Origin of the sequence: Emergencia sp. 1XD21-10, from assembly GCF_009936045.1 — a bacterium.
Taxonomy (GTDB): Bacteria; Bacillota; Clostridia; order Peptostreptococcales; family Anaerovoracaceae; genus Senimuribacter; species Senimuribacter intestinalis.
Genome location: NZ_QWEQ01000024.1, coordinates 1 through 17,162 on the forward strand (window position 1 = coordinate 1; position 17,162 = coordinate 17,162).

Annotated in this window: 17 protein-coding genes; 3 read left to right on the plus strand and 14 right to left on the minus strand. The window is 44.9% G+C overall.

From position 1 onward, the window contains the following. The 4 genes from D1151_RS13380 to D1151_RS13395 all read right to left on the minus strand — a co-directional run. On the minus strand, positions 1-389 hold a 389-nt coding region (locus D1151_RS13380; RefSeq protein WP_161909230.1), incomplete at its 3' end, for a hypothetical protein. Between the two features lie 37 nt (positions 390-426). Beyond that, a complete protein-coding gene (locus D1151_RS13385; protein ID WP_161909231.1) occupies positions 427-960 on the minus strand; it encodes an HNH endonuclease in 534 nt (177 codons plus the stop codon). Between the two features lie 221 nt (positions 961-1,181). Next, on the minus strand, positions 1,182-2,084 hold the full coding sequence (locus D1151_RS13390; protein ID WP_306770905.1) for a phage replisome organizer N-terminal domain-containing protein: 903 nt from the start codon (positions 2,082-2,084) through the stop codon (positions 1,182-1,184). Next, the gene (locus D1151_RS13395) at positions 1,978-2,229 is read right to left on the minus strand and encodes a hypothetical protein (RefSeq protein WP_160200883.1); all 252 of its coding nucleotides are present in this window, start codon (positions 2,227-2,229) and stop codon (positions 1,978-1,980) included. The genes D1151_RS13390 and D1151_RS13395 overlap by 107 nt, the downstream gene beginning before the upstream one ends. A 392-nt stretch (positions 2,230-2,621) precedes the next feature. Between D1151_RS13395 and D1151_RS13400 the strand changes: the two genes are divergently transcribed. Further along, complete coding sequence (locus tag D1151_RS13400; RefSeq protein WP_161909233.1) at positions 2,622-3,935, plus strand: uracil-xanthine permease family protein; 1,314 nt, start codon at positions 2,622-2,624, stop codon at positions 3,933-3,935. A gap of 292 nt (positions 3,936-4,227) precedes the next feature. On the opposite strand, the gene D1151_RS13405 is transcribed toward D1151_RS13400, so the two are convergent. Next, entirely contained in the window at positions 4,228-4,569 is a 342-nt protein-coding gene (locus D1151_RS13405) for a histidine triad nucleotide-binding protein (protein WP_160200456.1), read from the minus strand. Then, positions 4,562-5,851 (minus strand): tRNA (N(6)-L-threonylcarbamoyladenosine(37)-C(2))-methylthiotransferase MtaB, encoded by a 1,290-nt coding sequence (gene mtaB / locus D1151_RS13410; RefSeq protein WP_161909234.1) that lies wholly within the window; start codon positions 5,849-5,851, stop codon positions 4,562-4,564. The genes D1151_RS13405 and mtaB overlap by 8 nt, the downstream gene beginning before the upstream one ends. Positions 5,852-5,955: 104 nt before the next feature. Between mtaB and D1151_RS13415 the strand changes: the two genes are divergently transcribed. Beyond that, positions 5,956-7,683: a polysaccharide deacetylase family protein gene (locus tag D1151_RS13415; protein ID WP_161909235.1), complete on the plus strand. Its 1,728-nt coding sequence runs from the start codon at positions 5,956-5,958 to the stop codon at positions 7,681-7,683. 30 nt (positions 7,684-7,713) lie between these two features. On the opposite strand, the gene D1151_RS13420 is transcribed toward D1151_RS13415, so the two are convergent. From D1151_RS13420 to D1151_RS13455, 8 genes are all read right to left on the minus strand, one after another. Then, positions 7,714-8,448, minus strand: a complete 735-nt coding sequence (locus D1151_RS13420) for a 16S rRNA (uracil(1498)-N(3))-methyltransferase (protein WP_161909236.1) — start codon at positions 8,446-8,448, stop codon at positions 7,714-7,716. Next, positions 8,445-9,041, minus strand: a complete 597-nt coding sequence (locus D1151_RS13425) for a hypothetical protein (protein ID WP_160200460.1) — start codon at positions 9,039-9,041, stop codon at positions 8,445-8,447. Before D1151_RS13425 ends, D1151_RS13420 begins: the two co-directional genes overlap by 4 nt. A gap of 18 nt (positions 9,042-9,059) precedes the next feature. After that, a complete protein-coding gene (gene prmA, locus D1151_RS13430; RefSeq protein WP_161909237.1) occupies positions 9,060-10,025 on the minus strand; it encodes a 50S ribosomal protein L11 methyltransferase in 966 nt (321 codons plus the stop codon). 130 nt (positions 10,026-10,155) lie between these two features. Beyond that, a complete protein-coding gene (locus D1151_RS13435; protein WP_161909238.1) occupies positions 10,156-11,634 on the minus strand; it encodes a 4-hydroxyphenylacetate 3-hydroxylase family protein in 1,479 nt (492 codons plus the stop codon). A gap of 12 nt (positions 11,635-11,646) precedes the next feature. Then, positions 11,647-12,591: a 3-hydroxyacyl-CoA dehydrogenase family protein gene (locus tag D1151_RS13440; protein ID WP_160200463.1), complete on the minus strand. Its 945-nt coding sequence runs from the start codon at positions 12,589-12,591 to the stop codon at positions 11,647-11,649. Positions 12,592-12,666: 75 nt separating this feature from the next. Next, a complete protein-coding gene (locus tag D1151_RS13445) occupies positions 12,667-13,584 on the minus strand; it encodes a cyclase family protein (RefSeq protein WP_160200464.1) in 918 nt (305 codons plus the stop codon). Positions 13,585-13,844: 260 nt separating this feature from the next. After that, complete coding sequence (locus tag D1151_RS13450) at positions 13,845-14,696, minus strand: 3-keto-5-aminohexanoate cleavage protein (RefSeq protein ID WP_161909239.1); 852 nt, start codon at positions 14,694-14,696, stop codon at positions 13,845-13,847. Between the two features lie 3 nt (positions 14,697-14,699). Beyond that, complete coding sequence (locus D1151_RS13455; RefSeq protein WP_160200466.1) at positions 14,700-15,455, minus strand: LarC family nickel insertion protein; 756 nt, start codon at positions 15,453-15,455, stop codon at positions 14,700-14,702. A 174-nt stretch (positions 15,456-15,629) separates the two neighbouring features. On the opposite strand from D1151_RS13455, the gene D1151_RS13460 reads away from it, so the two are divergent. After that, positions 15,630-17,159 carry a sigma-54-dependent Fis family transcriptional regulator gene (locus D1151_RS13460; protein ID WP_160200467.1) on the plus strand — a complete coding sequence of 510 codons (1,530 nt, stop codon included), beginning with the start codon at positions 15,630-15,632 and terminating at the stop codon, positions 17,157-17,159. The last annotated feature ends 3 nt before the right edge of the window (positions 17,160-17,162 follow it).

A 17,162-nucleotide genomic window follows, 5' to 3' on the forward strand; every position in this document is an offset into this window, starting at 1 on the left:
GGTACTGGCCACCCTGACAATACTGCATACTGATATATCAGCTTGTCCAGCCAAACGCACACTTCTGCATAATCCACCCCATATGTATAGACAACCGTATCTTGCTGTACAGCTTTGCTGTCTTTTGTAAAAAGGCAGTATTTTACTGCATCGATATATTTATCTGGCACAGTTGCAAATGCCTCATCCATTACAGCGATTTGCTTTTCAATATCCACTTTCTCATGTATTTTGTCGATAAAGCTTTGCCTATAGCCATATACATCTATCTCACAAAGGTTTACTTGCACTTTTTGCAAAAACGGATAGCTTCTCAGGGCGTAGTAGCAAGAGTCAAATATGTCCGACTGCAAAACAGTCCCGTTAAATTTTGTTCTTTTTGTCCTCATTTTGCTTTCCTGGCGACCTCCCCTCACATTTTATGTCTCACAAGTTTTCATCGGGTATCCAATTCTTTGGTTCCAATTGATGGCTACAATTTATCTCCATCGGACAGTCATCACAATCATGGGTTTTACAAAATGCAGAAATCGTATTCATTGCATCTAGTATAGAGCCCTTGGCAAAAGTCTGCTCCCTGGCCCGATGCTTTTCTTCTTCAAACCAAAATTGTACACTCGGTTTGGGAACATCCTGAATCATGCCATATTGTTTCGCAATTCGATACGCACCGCTATCCCTGGTTAATATCTTCGGTATCAACTCCAAGCTGGATCGAAATTGCTCTAATTTGCGATTTTTGCGATAGCGGTTGCATACCCTACAGCTCGGTAATAAATTTTCAATTTCAATCTTTCCGCCATACTTAACCGGTAGTAAAAAGTCCATTTCCATTTCACTATATTTAATTTGCTTGCCACAATAAGCGCAATGTCCTTTAAACCTCTCATACGCATTTTCCCGCATCTTCTTCGGTATAATCGGTCCATTCATTTTTTCTTTCCCCTCTCCTTCATACATTACTTTTTCCTTTGCGCATTCACCGCAGCGTTTTGTCCTGCCTGCAAGTAATTTATCTGCCCGGCGCAAATACAGCCGACCACAGCATTTGCATTTACACCAATAATAACTTTTATTATTACGGCATCCTTCGTAACTCAAGACTTCCCATCCATATATCGTCTTCCCCTCAAGCGGATGTCGTGCCATCTCTTTTCTACACATGTATTAATCCCTCTGTCTTATGATTTATCAAAGTTCTTCTCTGCGAGTTCGTTAAGTTCTTTCCACTGCATCTCCGTAAGGATATCCTTTATATCCTGTGGCGGCGGATAACCCAGCAAAGCCTCTCTTTTGTATCTCTCATAAGTAATCATTTGTTTTTCTTTTTCACTTTGCTTCAAAATACCGTCTGTTTCAGCAAAGCTCAATAAATAGGCATAATCATTCGCCGATGCAGATTTATTACGCTTTGCTTTCCAAATAGAAAGCTTTTCAATAATCACTTTTGCATTTTCATACCGATTTGAAAATTTTCGGTATTCCTCATTCGTAAGAAATACATTCCTAAATTCCCCATAATCCTTTCCCTGCTTTTCGCTTTCCTTTGCAGGTTCAGGCAATGTAGTTGCTTCTGTCTTCTTCTGTCTCTCTATTCTCTTCCGATCTGCGTCCTTGCTGGATTGTCCAGTATTATATTTAACTTCCGGGAAGTGCAAATATGTCTGTTCCGTTTCCGGCTCAGATACCAATTTCATAAATCCGTGATCAATAAAATATTCTATCGCACTTCCTACTGCCAGTACTTTATGCCGCAGGATTTCCGACAATAACGCTACATCCAAACCACCAGATGGCGTTGCTGGTAAGCTCAAGACACCTCCGTGTTCGGTTGAGAGAGCATATAGCTTAAGCAAGATCACAAGGTACTCATAACCACCAATCAAACTCTCCATTTTAATAATACCGATATCATTAAAAAAGTTTTTGGAAAATCGAAAATACCAATACTTTGTTGCCGAACATCCTTCACACTGATCATTCATTTTCATGTACAGATACCACCTTTCCGCTCCTGCTTGCCCGCTCCTGCTGCCAAGCTCTCTCTGCTGTATATTTAGTAAAGCGTCTATCTGCATATTCATCTTCCGTGAGCGTCATTCGCAGTTCGCTATAGATCGTTGCCGGAGAAATGCCAATCAGCTTTGATATTTTAGGGACCTGATAGCCCTCCTGCAACAGAAATTCCAGGTTTTCTCTATTAGCATCTGTCCACAGCTTGCTTGCCATTATTCTTCCTCCTTTCCAACATGAACAAATTTAACTATACAGTTTCTCATACTCTCTCCCTCTTTCTTTGACTATTTCTATTTCTATTTCTATTTCTTTTATTATTACTATGTCGGACAAATGTCCATAGGCTCTAAAAATCCCAACGGATTTTAACCCGTATTTTTGCATCGCCTCTATAAACCAAAGAAAATCAGGTTCATAAAACGTTGGAATTTCAATATAAAAAAAATAGGTCAGAAAAATTTTCTAACCTAATTATATATTCCACCAGAGAGAAGTCGAGAGAAGTCACACTAATGCCGTATTTTATATTGACATCTTCCCAAAATTAAAGTAGTATGAATAGTTGAGTAATTATCCCTACCGTTTCAATAAAGGAGAATCAATATATGACTGAGAAAGAAACACTAGCTGACGGTATCTATGACGCTTCTTCCCTAGGCATGCCAAAAATGCTGATTCTAGGGTTGCAGCACACTTTCGCCATGTTTGGCGCGACCATACTGGTTCCGATTCTGACAGGTCTTGACGTATCTGTTACCCTGCTGATGGCAGGTCTTGGAACCCTTTTATTCCATTTACTGACCAAAGGCAAAGTTCCTGCCTTTCTAGGTTCGTCCTTTGCATTCCTTGGCGGTTATGCTGCTGTTGCACCGATGGTAGACGGCACGCCTAACGAAGAGATGCTGCCTTACGCATGCGGCGGTGTCTTTGCTGCCGGCATCATCTACGTAATTATGGCGGCGCTAATTAAAGCTTTCGGCGCAAGAAGAGTTATGCGCTTCTTTCCGCCGGTTGTAACAGGTCCGATTATCATTTCCATCGGACTGATTCTGGCACCGACTGCTATCACTAACTGCCAGACCAACTGGCCCCTTGCACTGATTGCCCTGCTTTCCATCATTATTTTTAACATCTGGGGAAAAGGCATGGTTAAAATCATTCCGATCATTCTTGGTGTAATCATTTCCTACATTGCAGCAATCTTCATGGGCGAAGTCGATTTGTCAGCAATCAGTGAAGAAGCCATCATCGGACTTCCTCACCTGACAGTGATGAAATTCGACATTTCCGCCATTATCACTATTATGCCGATTGCTCTTGCAACCATGATGGAGCACATCGGAGATATTTCCGCTATCGGCGCTACCACAGGAAAGAATTATATTTCTAATCCGGGACTGCACAGAACCCTTCTGGGCGATGGACTTGCTACTTGCCTTTCCTCAGCTTTCGGCGGTCCTGCAAACACTACCTATGGTGAGAACACCGGTGTTCTTGCTCTAACAAAGATTTATGATCCACGCGTTGTCAGAATCGCAGCCTGCTTCGCAATTCTGCTTTCCTTTATTCCAAAAATCAGCTTTGCAATTTCTTCTATTCCGGCGGCTGTCATCGGCGGTGTTTCCCTGATTCTCTACGGCATGATTTCCGCCATCGGAATCCGCAACGTAGTCGAAAATCAGGTTGATTTCACAAAATCAAGAAACACCATCATCGCAGCTTTGATTCTGGTCTGCGCACTGGGCTTTAACGCTGCAGGAGGTATTTCTTTCACCATCGCAGGTGCAACCATCACTTTATCCGGACTTGCTATTGCTGCAATCGTCGGCATCGTTGCTAACGCAATTCTGCCGGGCAACGACTACGAGTTCAGTGAGGAAGAGGGCACCGAGGAAAAGTTCCAGACCTTTAAGCTGTAGTGCGTGGCGATGTCATCAACTTCATGACCATACATATTTCAACAAAAAACCTCAAAAATATGCACATTCTTCTCGAAAGGTGTGCATATTTTTTGGATTTTCCTTCAAAATATGTGAATCTCCAATAAAATAACTGCTAAACAGACGTAAAATTCGTGTCTAGCAGTTACAAACGTGCATATATTTTTGATTTTCTCTTGAAATATGTACGTCGCTGTACATATTTCGGGACTTTTTCTCCAAAATATGCACATGCGTCGATATTCGCTTTGTTCCGCACCGCAGCTTGCTATCAGCCTGGTGGCCAGGTCAGCTTACGTTTTCCAAGGATATGGAAATGCAAATGCTTTACAGTCTGGAAAGCATCTTCGCCGTTATTGCTGACAACTCTGTAGCCATTTTCCAGCTCCAAATCGGTCGCAATTTCGTGAATCTTGAACATGATGTGTCCCATCAGCTCCCGGTCCTCTTCCTTAACATCATCCAGAGACGCAATATGCTTTTTCGGAATCACCAGCACGTGAACTGGCGCCTGCGGATCCAAATCATGAAATGCAATAATCTGATCATCTTCATATGCCACATTGGAAGGAATCTCGTGATTTGCAATCATGCAAAAAATACAATCAGCCATTTTCAATCTCTCCTTTCATGCCGTCTTGATATGGTTCTAAAAGTTTTACCCAGTAAAACTGATTTAGCATTTCGGGCGTTCCCATAGCATAAACCTTAACATAATTATCCGAATATCCCGTCAGAAGTCCATCTTCTGTCAATTCCTCGAACAAAACCCTGCGAACAGCGCCGGTACACTTTTCAAAAAACTGTTGACTGGCAGCGTCGGCTTTTTCTATAAGTCTCTGACTGCGCGCATTCTTAACTGTTCCACCTACTTGTTCGGTCATGTCAGCAGCTTTGGTGCCTTTGCGCGGAGAGTATTTGAAGACGTGTACTTTTAAGAAACCGGCTTGATCCACTATGCGCAGACTGTCAGCAAACTCGTCCTCCGTTTCCCCGGGAAAACCTACAATAATATCCGTTGTAATGCCGTAAAGGGGATCAAAACCCTGTAGAACTTTCACAATATCCAGATACTCCTCCCGACTGTAATGCCTGTTCATGCGGGAAAGTACGCTGTCAGCACCGCTTTGAATGGACAGGTGCAGATGCGGACACAACTTCTCGTAGCCTAAAAGTCCCTTTACATAATCTTTGTTGATAACCGTAGGCTCAAGAGAGCTGAGGCGTATGCGAAAATCACCGGCAAGAGCGCTCAGTCTTGCTATCAGCGGCTCTATTCCATCGTAGCCTAAATCCTCTCCGTAAAGGGCGGTATTAATGCCGGTCAAGATGATTTCTTTGAACCCTTTCTCAATAAGCCCTTTGGCCTCCTCAACAATTTCCTCTAAAGTTCGGCTGCGAACTTTGCCTCTGGCATAGGGAATGATGCAGTAAGAACAAAACCTGTTACAGCCCTCCTGAATCTTGATATAAGCTCTCGTCCGAGATTCCATAGACGTAATAATCCCTGTAGACTGATATTCGGTCAGCTCCTCATAGGCAAGCACATGACAACTGGAAACACCAGCCTCAATATAGCTGAGCAAGTTCTGCTTTTCGCCAGTTCCTGCAACAATATCTACCTCTGCAATAGCCTGTACTTCCTGAGGACTGACCTGAGCGTAGCATCCCGTTACCGCTACAAGCGCCTTTGGGTTTACTTTTTTCATTCTGCGAATATACTGGCGTGACTTACGGTCTGCCAAATTCGTTACCGTACATGTATTGATAACATAGGCGTCAGCAAAGTCCTCTTCCCCTACAATCTGGTGCCCTGCAGCAGCAAACTGTTCCTTCATGGCTTCTGTTTCATACTGATTGACCTTGCAGCCCAATGTGTGAAATGCAATTCTCATAAAATTCCTTTCTGCTCTTTCTATATAAATAGTACAACCTTTTTCCCTTTTCTTCAAGAATAATCTTGTCTTTTCCCGATATATTATCTTGAAAGGATAGTATCATGCTAAAAAAATTTTTTTCTGTTTTTCTTTTATGTCTGCTGGTTTTTGTAACGGTCGCAGAAAAATCCACACCGCCCGCCGAATCTTCTGCCACTGCCGTCTCTGCTGTCGCAAGTACAAGCAAACAGACAGACTATATCAAATGGGTGGATTTTAATATCACTTACGAAGCTTTAAAAGACGCTATGGAACTGGATATTGAAACCTTTGAGCAGGATCTGCACCTGCCCTGGGTAGAAAGTCTGGCTTATCTGGCGGCTCAAAATGGCGGAAACTTTAAAAGTTATAAAAAAACGAATCTGCAACAGTTTGCAGAAGCCCGCCAGGCAGGCAGTTCCATGGACGATTTGACCAAAAACTTAAAGGTCTACGATTATTATTACAACGCATACTCAGCTGTCATCGGCAACCTGCTGGGACTCCGCAAAGACGGCACCTACGGGCTTACCGCCTATTCTCCTGTCGCTGCCGGCTACTGGTACACCGAAAGCGATGACTTTGGCAACGGCCGCAGCTACGGTTTTGCAAGAAAACATCTGGGACACGATATGTTTTGCTCTGTAGGCACACCGATTATCGCCGTAGAGGACGGAAAAGTCGAAGCGTTAGGTTGGAACCAATACGGCGGCTGGCGTATCGGCATTCGCTCCGGTGATGGACAGCGTTACTATTATTATGCGCACCTGCGAAAAGACACTCCTTACATCAAAAATCTAAAGATCGGAGACAGTGTAAAAGCAGGTCAAGTCATTGGCTACTCCGGTCAAACCGGTTACAGTATCAAAGAAAACGTCAATAATATCAATGTGCCGCATCTACATTTTGGCATGCAGCTCATCTTTGACGAATCTCAAAAAGAATGTCTTTCGGAGATCTGGATTGACACATATCCGCTGATTCGTCTGCTCTCTGCAAACCGTTCACAGGCTCTTGCCCCTGCCGCCGCAGAAACAGAAATCCCAGCTGATCCTGCCGATACGAAAGAGGTTCCAATCTTGATGTACCATGGCTTAAGCGACGGCAGCATCGCTATGGGAGATTACTATGTCAGTCAAGCAGCTTTTGAAAGTGACCTGAAATACCTGAAAGAAAACGGTTATACTACCATTACCATGAGCGAACTCATAGACTATGTCTATGATAAAACAGGAAAACTGACCCTTCCAGAAAAGCCTGTCATCCTCACCTTCGACGATGGATTTCTCAATAATCATACCTATGGTACGGATCTTCTGAAAAAATATCAAATGAAAGCTGTCATCTCCGTCATCGGCAGCGCCACCGAAGAGATGTCAAATACGCTTTATAAGAATAAAAAGACCTGTGCTGTCACTTGGGAAGAACTTTCAGAGATGCAAAAATCCGGTGTCTGGGAAGTTCAGAATCATACCTATGATCTGCACGATCTAAACAAAGGACGCAAAGGCGCCAGTCGCAAAGCCGGTGAAGCCGAAGAAGCGTACGAAAAGATGCTCAAAGAAGATTTGTCTTCTCTTCAGACAGAGCTAAAAAAAACATTGAATACTGTTCCCAACACATTCACCTGGCCCTATGGTGCTTACACGAAGGATTGCCGCAGTTTACTGAAAACTCTTGGCTTTGAGGCAAGTCTCAGCTGTAACGGCGGTGTCAACAAAATCCAACAAGGCGATACAGAAGGATTATTCTTGTTAAAACGTAATATCAGAACTCCTCGTTCTAATATCGCAGAATGTCTTAACGACTAAAAGGGACTGTTTTATAACAGTCCTTTTCGGTTACAGTTCAAGTTCGTACATAGTCATGGCAAGAGCCGCCATACCGGCAGTCTCCGTACGTAAAATGGTTTTTCCCAAAGTCACGCAAGAGGTATTCCACTCTTTCATCAACGCTGCTTCCTTATCAGAAAAACCACCCTCCGGTCCAATGACAATAGCAACAGATTGCGGATTTTCGGAAAGTCCTCGCAGGCAATCCTTAATAGAGTAATTTTCCTCATTTTCGTATGGAAACAACACTAGATCAAATTCTGCCAACTGCTCACCGATCTCTGCAAATTTTATCTGCTGGCAAACACTTGGAATAACGCCGCGCTTACACTGTTTGACCGCCTCGTCTGCTACCTTCTGCCAGCGCTCCAATTTTTTTGCAAAATTCCCCTTTTCGACCACAACTGTTCTGTCCATAAAGACTGGAACCACAGAAGACACCCCCAGTTCTACGCACTTTTGAATAATGGTTTCCATCTTTCCCGCCTTTGGCACGCCTTGAAATAAAGTCACCTGAAGCCGCGGCTCTCTGGCAAATTTCTGCTTATCCAAAACAGACAGCAACACCAAATCTTCATCGATAGACAGAATCTCTGCCTGATATTCCCATTCTGTCGAATCAGAAACATCAAGCATATCGCCTTCTTTCATGCGCATGACCTTAATCATATGGCGAATGTCTCCTTTGTCGGTAATACGAATCAGACTTTCTTCTATATTAGCTGCATCTGTAAAAATCTTCATATCCATCCTCCTAAAATCCCTGACAGAACATGAAAATACACCAGTGCAAAAGTAAAGACAATGATAAACGGAAGCGCCATCAACTTCTGCATTTTACCCGGTGCCATGATGATATAAAGCACCACTGCGCACACGATATCAAAAGCCAGGGAAATAGAAAATCCCTTATATATATAGTAGCCTTCCGCCACCAGAAGAGAAATCGGCACCGCCGCACAGGCTGCCCCGAGCCATTCCTTTCCGCAGGCATGCCAGTCGATAAAGCCGACCAGCGCCCCGATTGCGCCAAATATCAGCCAATAAATCAGTGTCCGGAAAGATACGCTGCCGCCCATAACGACAAAATTCGTAAAATATGCAGCAATCACGCCGATAAAGTACAGCAGCACGTGAAGCGCCGCTTTAAAAGCCTCTGGAGTATACACAGCAAGAAGAGCCGAAACAAATACCCAAATTCCAATATTTTTTATAATTGCACCGGCAATGCCGATGCCCTCAAGGTCATAAGCTGCCCATCCCATGAACAGTCCCAAAACCAGCGCAAACAGCATAAATATAATATCGTTTCTTTGTTTTGCGTTACCCTTTTTCAAATAGTTTCCTCCCATGTGCTATTTTCTGCAGACAATACAACACCAACCGCCGTCTTCTCTAACTTCTACAATACCAAAGCCTTGACTGCGCAGATGTTCTGTGACTTGCACTTCTTTTTCCAGCAGAATACCGGAGGAGATAAAAAGCCCACCTGGCTGCATATGCCTTGCCACATCTTCTGATAACATCATAACAAGGTCTGCCATCAAATTAGCGACCACAATGTCCGCCTTATAGTCGATTCCCTTGGTCAAATCTCCATACTGTGCCTTTGCCACATTGGCAACACCGTTTAATTCGATGTTTTCCGCCGCAACTTCCACAGCAACTGGGTCAATATCCACGCCCAATACGTCTTCTGCTCCAAGGAGCGCCGCCGCTATGGAAAGAATACCGCTTCCGCAGCCTACGTCCAGTACCTTATCGCTTTCTTTCTGATACTTTTCCAGCATTTTCACGCAGAGGGAAGTCGTTTCATGGGTGCCTGTGCCGAAAGCCATACCCGGGTCAATTTCGATGACCTTTTCATCGCCTTGCCTTTCGTAGCTCTCCCAAGTCGGCTTTACGACAATGTTCTCTGCAATCCTTGCCGGCTTAAAGTACTCCTTCCACTTGTCCTTCCACTGCGTGTCGTCTTCTTGTTTCTTGCTTACACGCAGGCTTCCAAAATCGGCGCCTTCTCCAAAGATGCCTTCCCTTGCCTTCGAGCGTAATTCCTCCATAGCCGGCGCAATTTGCTCTGCCAGGGTTCTGTTTTCTTCGGTATCCTCCAAGTAGACCGTCACCTTTGGACTTTCCTTCATCTTTTCGATAATACTGTCGTCCAGATAATCCCAGTCATAGGTCTGCTTCTTGTCCATCAGATCCTCGATATCTCTGGGATCCTCTACCACCGTATCCGTAATACCCAGGTTCAAAAGCGCACTGACTACCGGCTCGATTCCGGCGGCTGAAGTTTCTATGTTAATTTCCAAATATTTCATGTTCCTGTCCTCCTGCTCTACTATTCTACCGTAAAACCGCCGACTTGGCAATCATAGAAGAAAGAAAAAAGCGAAAACAGACAGCCCCATAGCGGTTCCGCCTGTTTTCGTATTTTACTTAGAAGGTTCTTTATTTTTTTATGCCTGCAATGATCTTCGCCAAGTCTTTCTTTCCCTCAATGTTTCCCTGTCTTCCAATCATAATTCTCTGAGCCTGCGGAGATCCTGCGCCGTGAAGCGACTCTGTTCTGTAGCCTACCGCGGCGGAGCCCAAACAGATATTTTCCAGGAAACGAAGGACGCGCATTCTGTCTTCCGTGCTTACATCACTTCTGCCTGCAAAATATTTCTGACAGATTTCACCGACGGTTTCTCCGTTTTTCCCTACTACCGTATCGGATTCAAAATCCGCCTGAGACGGCATGGTAACCATCAAGCCTCCCGCAATGTCTTCTGCCAGTCTGACGATTTCATAAGGATATCTGGTAATGTTCTGCTTACAGACATTTGCCAGTAAAAGGTCAATCTGATAATTTCCTGCTTTGGTCGCACATCCTTCGCAGGAACATGCAATGCCGCAGGAATACAGGGTTTCATTTAAGTGGGTCATTTCAATCAGCTTATCTTTTACATGAGAAGCCTTTTCTGCGCCGTTGTATTCCGCCGCCAATGCTGCTGCACCGATGACCACATCGCCAACGCCGACTTTGCATCCACCGTAGCTTTGTCTGTGGTAACCTGCGAACCGTTCTACCATCATGCCCGCAAAGTCATATTCGCCTGCCATAAAGATGTATGCATTCGGAATAAAGACATCATCAAAGACAACCAGTGCTTCCTGCCCGCCAAACTTCCGGTTGCCCAGATCGATATCTGCTTTCTCTTCCAGTTTTCTGGTATCGCAGGACTGTCTGCCGTAAATCATATACAGACCTTCCGCATCGCTTGGACAAGCAAATGAAACGGCATAATCCGCATCGGCCTCCTTCATGGCCTGGGTCGGCATAATAATATGCCAATGGGAATTGATGGAGCCTGTCTGGTGTGCTTTTGCACCTCTGACTACGATGCCATCTTCTCTTCGCTCTACGATATGTAAAAAAAGATCCGGATCCTCCTGCTGGTGCGGCGCCTTACCACGGTCACCCTTCGGGTCAGTCATGGCTCCATCTACCGTTAAATCTTCCTCCTGCACCATTTCCAGGAATTTAACAAAGCGCTGATGGTAGTCAGTACCATACTTTTCGTCTAGCTCAAAGGTGGTAGAAAATACTGCATTAAATGCGTCCATTCCCACACATCTTTGGAAGCAACTTGCTGTTTTCTGCCCCAAAAGCCGCTGCATCTTTACCTTCTTCACTAAATCATCCGCACTCTGGTGCAGGTGCGTAAAACGATTGATAGTCTTACCTGTAATGCTGGATTTCGCTGTCATAATGTCTGCATATTCCGGCTGCTGCGCCAGTGCATAAGTCATCGCCACACAGTTGATAGACGGGCGAATAATCGGATGATCCACCCAGTTATCAACCTTTTCTCCGAACATATATACTCTAGTTTTTAATTTACGCAGACTCTCGATATATTCTGCTGCTGTCATCAATGCCATCTGTTTTACCTCCTAAATACGATCCAGGGCTCTCGCCACTTTAATCAGACCTTCCAGCAAATCTTTCTGGGATTTTTCGATTTCTTCTTTGGACCACTTCATAAAGCCTTCGCCGCTCTTAAAGCCCAATTTTCCCTCCTCCATTTTCTGTTTCAGCAGCCGAGACGGTTCCTTACTGTTTTCAATATGCGGAAACAGATATTCATGAATACTGTAGGTTAAATCGGTACCGCCTGCATCGATGACTTCCATCGGCGCTCTCACGCCAAGGCGCATGCCAAACCCATATTTAATCGCCTTGTCCACATCCTCTGCAGTCGCGATTTCGTTTTCCACGATGGAAATCGCTTCTCTAAACAAAGCATGCTGCATTCTATTGGCAAGAAATCCCGGAACATCCTTCTGTACGATAACCGGACATTTCCCAGCCTTTTCAAGGAGATCATAGGTTTCCTGCACGATATCCTCCGCCACATATCTGGTCTTAATGACTTCGACCAGCGGCACCAAATATGCCGGGTTCCAGAAGTGAGTCCCGATAATTCTTTCCTTATGTATTGATTTTTCCGCAATTTCCGTCACACTGATTGCTGATGTATTGGTAGCCAAAATCGTGCTCTCTTTGCACATCGCATCCAGCTTGGCAAAATAATCCTGCTTCACCGCCAAATTTTCTACGATACATTCAAAGATTACATCTGCAAATTCTGCTGCTTCTTCTAGGCTTTCTGTGCATCTGACTCTTCCTATAACTTCCGGTATTGCAGCTTCTTCAATGACGCCGTTTTCAGCCAGTATCTTCAAATTTTCAGTCATGGTTTCAATCGGTTTTGCCCGCAATTTGTCATCATAGACATAGATCATCATGACCTCATGTCCTTTCATCGCAAAGGTCTGTCCGATTCCCGTGCCCATGACGCCGGCGCCCAAAACCGCAATCCTTTTCTTTTCGTTCATGTCAGTTTTTCCTTTCTCCATCTTCTTTCCTATGAATATGGGAAACTCCTGCGTGCGGAATTTCCCATGAAGTTTTTAATATACGCCGTACGGATATTCTTTATCCGGAACGTTTCTGTCAATTCTGTCAGACGGAACAAATGCAACGGCACGAACGATGGTACCATCACCCATGTACCAGCGAAGTGGGAACGCGCAGAACAGGAATCTCTGATTGGTTACTTTGTCCAAATCTCCGCCCAGATTTTCAATTCCCATGACGTTGTTTGCCATCAAAATATCGTGGCATGGCTCCCATTCCGGGAAATCTTCCAATGCAGGATGTCCAAACTGTTCCTCATACTCTTCTACGATACGCGGTACATATGGTCCAGGGCCATGATCTGCAGCATAGGTGTACAGAATATGGTCAATAGCCTGCATATCAAAGCCAACACCTCTTACATGGTGTTCTACAAACCACTTCGCGCCATCAATAGAAAGACCAGGACTATATGCGAAGTAGTCATCGTTTTCACCCCAGCGTCTGTGTGTGCCGGTGTTCAGAAGCACCCAGTCACCCTCTTTGATACCGCCCGGAACCTTCTTTGCCGCCTCTTCAATGTCTTCAACAGTAATCAGTTCCCATTTTCCCTTTGGAATATCCAGACAAACTGCCTCGCCAAAATAGTTCTGAATTGGCAGCTCATGGGTAAACGGACTCTCCGGAATGACATGGGACGGAGAATCCGCATGAGTAGAATTGTGCATATGAAAATCATTGAAAGTCTGTAGTAATCTGTAGTGCATCGGCATATGCTGTACTCTGTCAATATGAAAATCTCCGTTGGACGGCCAGAGCGGATTACCTCTGCCAAACGGGTTTGAAAGATCAATCAGCTCAAATGAGCCATCTCTAAACATATCAAAGATACTTCCATCATAAGGTTTTTTCCAATCATTTGTATGAGCGAAGCACTCTTCGCGCGTGTGTCTTACAGCGATTTCTGACATGATAAGTTCTCCTTTTCATCTTATATTTTTTGGTGTAGCAATTTTTCCTCCGACACCAAAAGAGAAATTTTAATTCTTGATGCTATATTGTATCGCAAAGGTTGTGCCAAAGTTTTAACCAGGGCTCAAAAAAACTCTCTTGCCCTGAAATTGCTCTTTTTCCATCAAAGGATGTCCCGCCCGCCTTTTCTCTATCACAGGCTTTTTCTGTTGCAAAGCGGCACCTCCGTTGCGAAAGGACAACACAGACAATTTCTTACTTATTTTCCAAGACCCAGAATTTCTCTGGCTTCATCTGGGGTTGCGACGAACTTGCCCATTTCCTCCGCAAGCCGTTTCACACGAGCCACAAACTGTTCATTGGATTCTGCCAACTGTCCCGCATTATAATAAACATTATCTTCAAGACCGACACGAATATTTCCGCCCATGGCAAGGGCAGAAAGCAGAATCTCGTTGGCGCCTCTACCGATGCCGAAAGCACTCCAGGTACAGTTTTCCGGCAAATGATTTACAAGATATACCAGATTCTCTGTGGTTGCTTCCATACCGCCCGGCGCACCAAGGCACAGCTGGAAATGGGCAGGTTCTTTGATCAAACCCTTTTTAATATAGTATTTGGCGGTATTCAGCATGCCCATATCGAAAACCTCTATTTCGGGCTTTACGTTTGCCGCAATCATTTCCTTGCCGCATAGTTCCAGAAATCCCGGCTCATTCATAAACACTACTGAATTGAGCCAGTTCATCGTTCCTGCATCGAAGGAAGCCATGTCCGGTTTCAATTCTTTAAACGGACGGATTCTTTCTTCCCAGGAAAAGCCCTGTCCTCCGGAAGATGTCAGATTGATGATAACCGGGCAGCCGGACTCGCGCAGCAACTTAACCGTTTCCTCAAACTTATCAAAGCGCATGCTGGCCTTATCTTCATCATCTCTGACGTGAATATGCGCTACCGCAGCACCCGCTTCATAGCAAGCAATCGCGGATTTTACGATTTCCGCTGGCTGCGTCGGTAAATTGGGATTATTCTCCTTTGTCGTAACGGCACCCGTCAAAGCTGCCGAAATAATCACTTTACTTTTGTGATTTAATCTTCTGGTTTCAAACATATTCTAACTCTCCTTTGCTTCTACTAATATCAGTTCCAGCGGCGCAAGACCGGTATCTCGTTTCCCCGTTCCGTAGCCTCTGGATAATATATCTTCTCGAATTTCGTCCCAGCCGAACGTATCGGTTAGACCTGCTAAAATTGACGCGCCGGTTGGCGTCAAAACTTCCTGGTGAATATCTGAACGATAATGCGGAATCTGTTCATCGCTCAAAATCTGTCTGACTGCAGGAGCCGGAACCGGCAGTTCTCCACAGGCACATTGTACTGTGCCAAAACCAGTTGGAACTTCCTTTGCAATAATCTCACCGGCATCTAAATAGTCACAGCAGATGGCAATGCCTACAATATCCACGATAGAATCCACGGCACCCGCCTCATGAAACTGCACCTCATCTTCTGATACACGGTGAACCTTCGCTTCTGCCTTCGCCTTGATATCGAAAATTCTGCGACTCAATGCCTTTGCGTTGTTGCTTAGATTGCTCCCCGCGATTATCTTCTTTATCTGACCATAATTCCTGTAGTTTCCACTGTAAGGCGCAGTAGTCAAATCGCTCGGCTGATTCAGCACTACATCTACATCGGTTGCGACCACACCGCCAGTTTCTTTCCTCTTTACAGCGAGCTGAAATTCATCAAGCTTCAGATGGGACAGATTTTCCGTCAAATATTCCTCCGGTACTCCTAAATTCAGCATTGCGCCCAGCATCATATCGCCGCTGACGCCTGACTGGCAATTGATATACAGTTTTTTCACGAAACGCCGCCTCCTTTTCTATCTGTTATCAATATTAAAAGCAAATACCATGCCAAAGCATAATGATTGAAATTCAGCCAATTTTTCTGCTTTGCGTTGCATCAGTCAAATCACTGTTGCGTCAAAGCAACAACTTTGTTATACTAATAGTAATTTCATAAAGGAGACAGTCGTATGGATCAGGTTTTAGCAATTCAGAAGGTACAGGAAAAAATCAAACATTCACTAGAAGCAAACGACCATCAGAGTCCGGAGAAAAGCGCACACATCTTGCGGGAAATCTATCAGGATTTATCGGTATTCCTGGCACAGGGTGTCGATTTTAAGATTGTTGTCGATGCGCTGGATGACAGCATTTTTATCACCGACAAGGACGGCGTCTGCCTATACGTAAATCCCGCCCATCAGCGCAACACGACCATATTGCCGGAAGAAGTGATTGGGCACAAAGTGTCTGACATTGTGGAAGATGGGCATTTGTTCACCGGTGGCGCCACACTAGACGTTCTCAGAACACAGAAAAAAGTGTTTCGTCTTTCCACCGTACAGAAAACCAATCCGCCCAGCGTCGGCTATGCAGTAGGTGTACCGATTTTTAACCAAAATGGCACTCTGCACCAGGTGGTGGTCAGCAGCCGCCCCATTCTGTCTCTGCAATCCTTGCAGGAGGATTTCGGTAAATTTCTGGCAGAGGCCAATGCCTTGGACAAGAGCCGCGAAAATGTGCGCATTATCGAAAGCACAGAAAATTCCAAGCGACTGGTTGGATCCTCCTATTCTCTACAGAAGGTCTGGAACACCATCAGAATGGCCGCTCCTACCGATGCAACCGTTTTGATTACAGGAGAATCAGGAGTAGGCAAAGAAGTTGTTGCCGATGAAATACACCGGCTCAGCAAACTTTCCGACAAAACCTTTGTCAAAGTCAACTGTGCCTCTATCCCCGCGAATCTTCTGGAAAGTGAGCTCTTTGGCTACGAAAAGGGCGCATTTTCCGGTGCAAACGCAAGCGGCAAACAGGGATTGTTTGAAATGGCAAACGGCGGTACCCTGCTGCTGGATGAAATCGGCGATATGTCCATGGATCTGCAGGTCAAGCTCCTTCGCGCGATTCAAAACAAAGAAATCACCCGCGTAGGCGGAACAAAACCAATTAAACTGGACATTCGATTTATCGCTGCAACGAACAGCAATCTGAAACTGAAGATTGCAGACGGCACATTCCGCCAGGATCTCTACTACCGTCTCAACGTCATCCCAATTTCCATTCCGCCCCTTCGAGAGCGGCTCAACGATTTGGACGAGCTTTGCAGACACTTTGTCAGATATTTTACCGAAAAGCACAATCGTCCCTTTACGCTTACCGACGACCAGCTTACGATTATGAAACAGTATTCTTGGCCAGGTAACATCCGTGAGCTGGAAAATGTCATCGAATATCTGACCATCTGCTCCTCCGGCACAAAAGAAGTCGCCGATGAAATGCTTTACGGTCTTTTAGATATCTCCCAAGGTGATGATATGCTCCCGTCTTCTGGCAGTTCCCTGTCTCAGTCGCTGGAAAACTACGAAAAGAGTCTGATAGAGTCTGCTCTGCAAAACTCCAGAAGTCTTCGGGACGCCGGTGCAAAGCTGGGTGTCAACGCCTCTACCATATCCCGCAAGATCAAGCAGTACGGCATCGACTATCCGGGAGCGAAATAATCG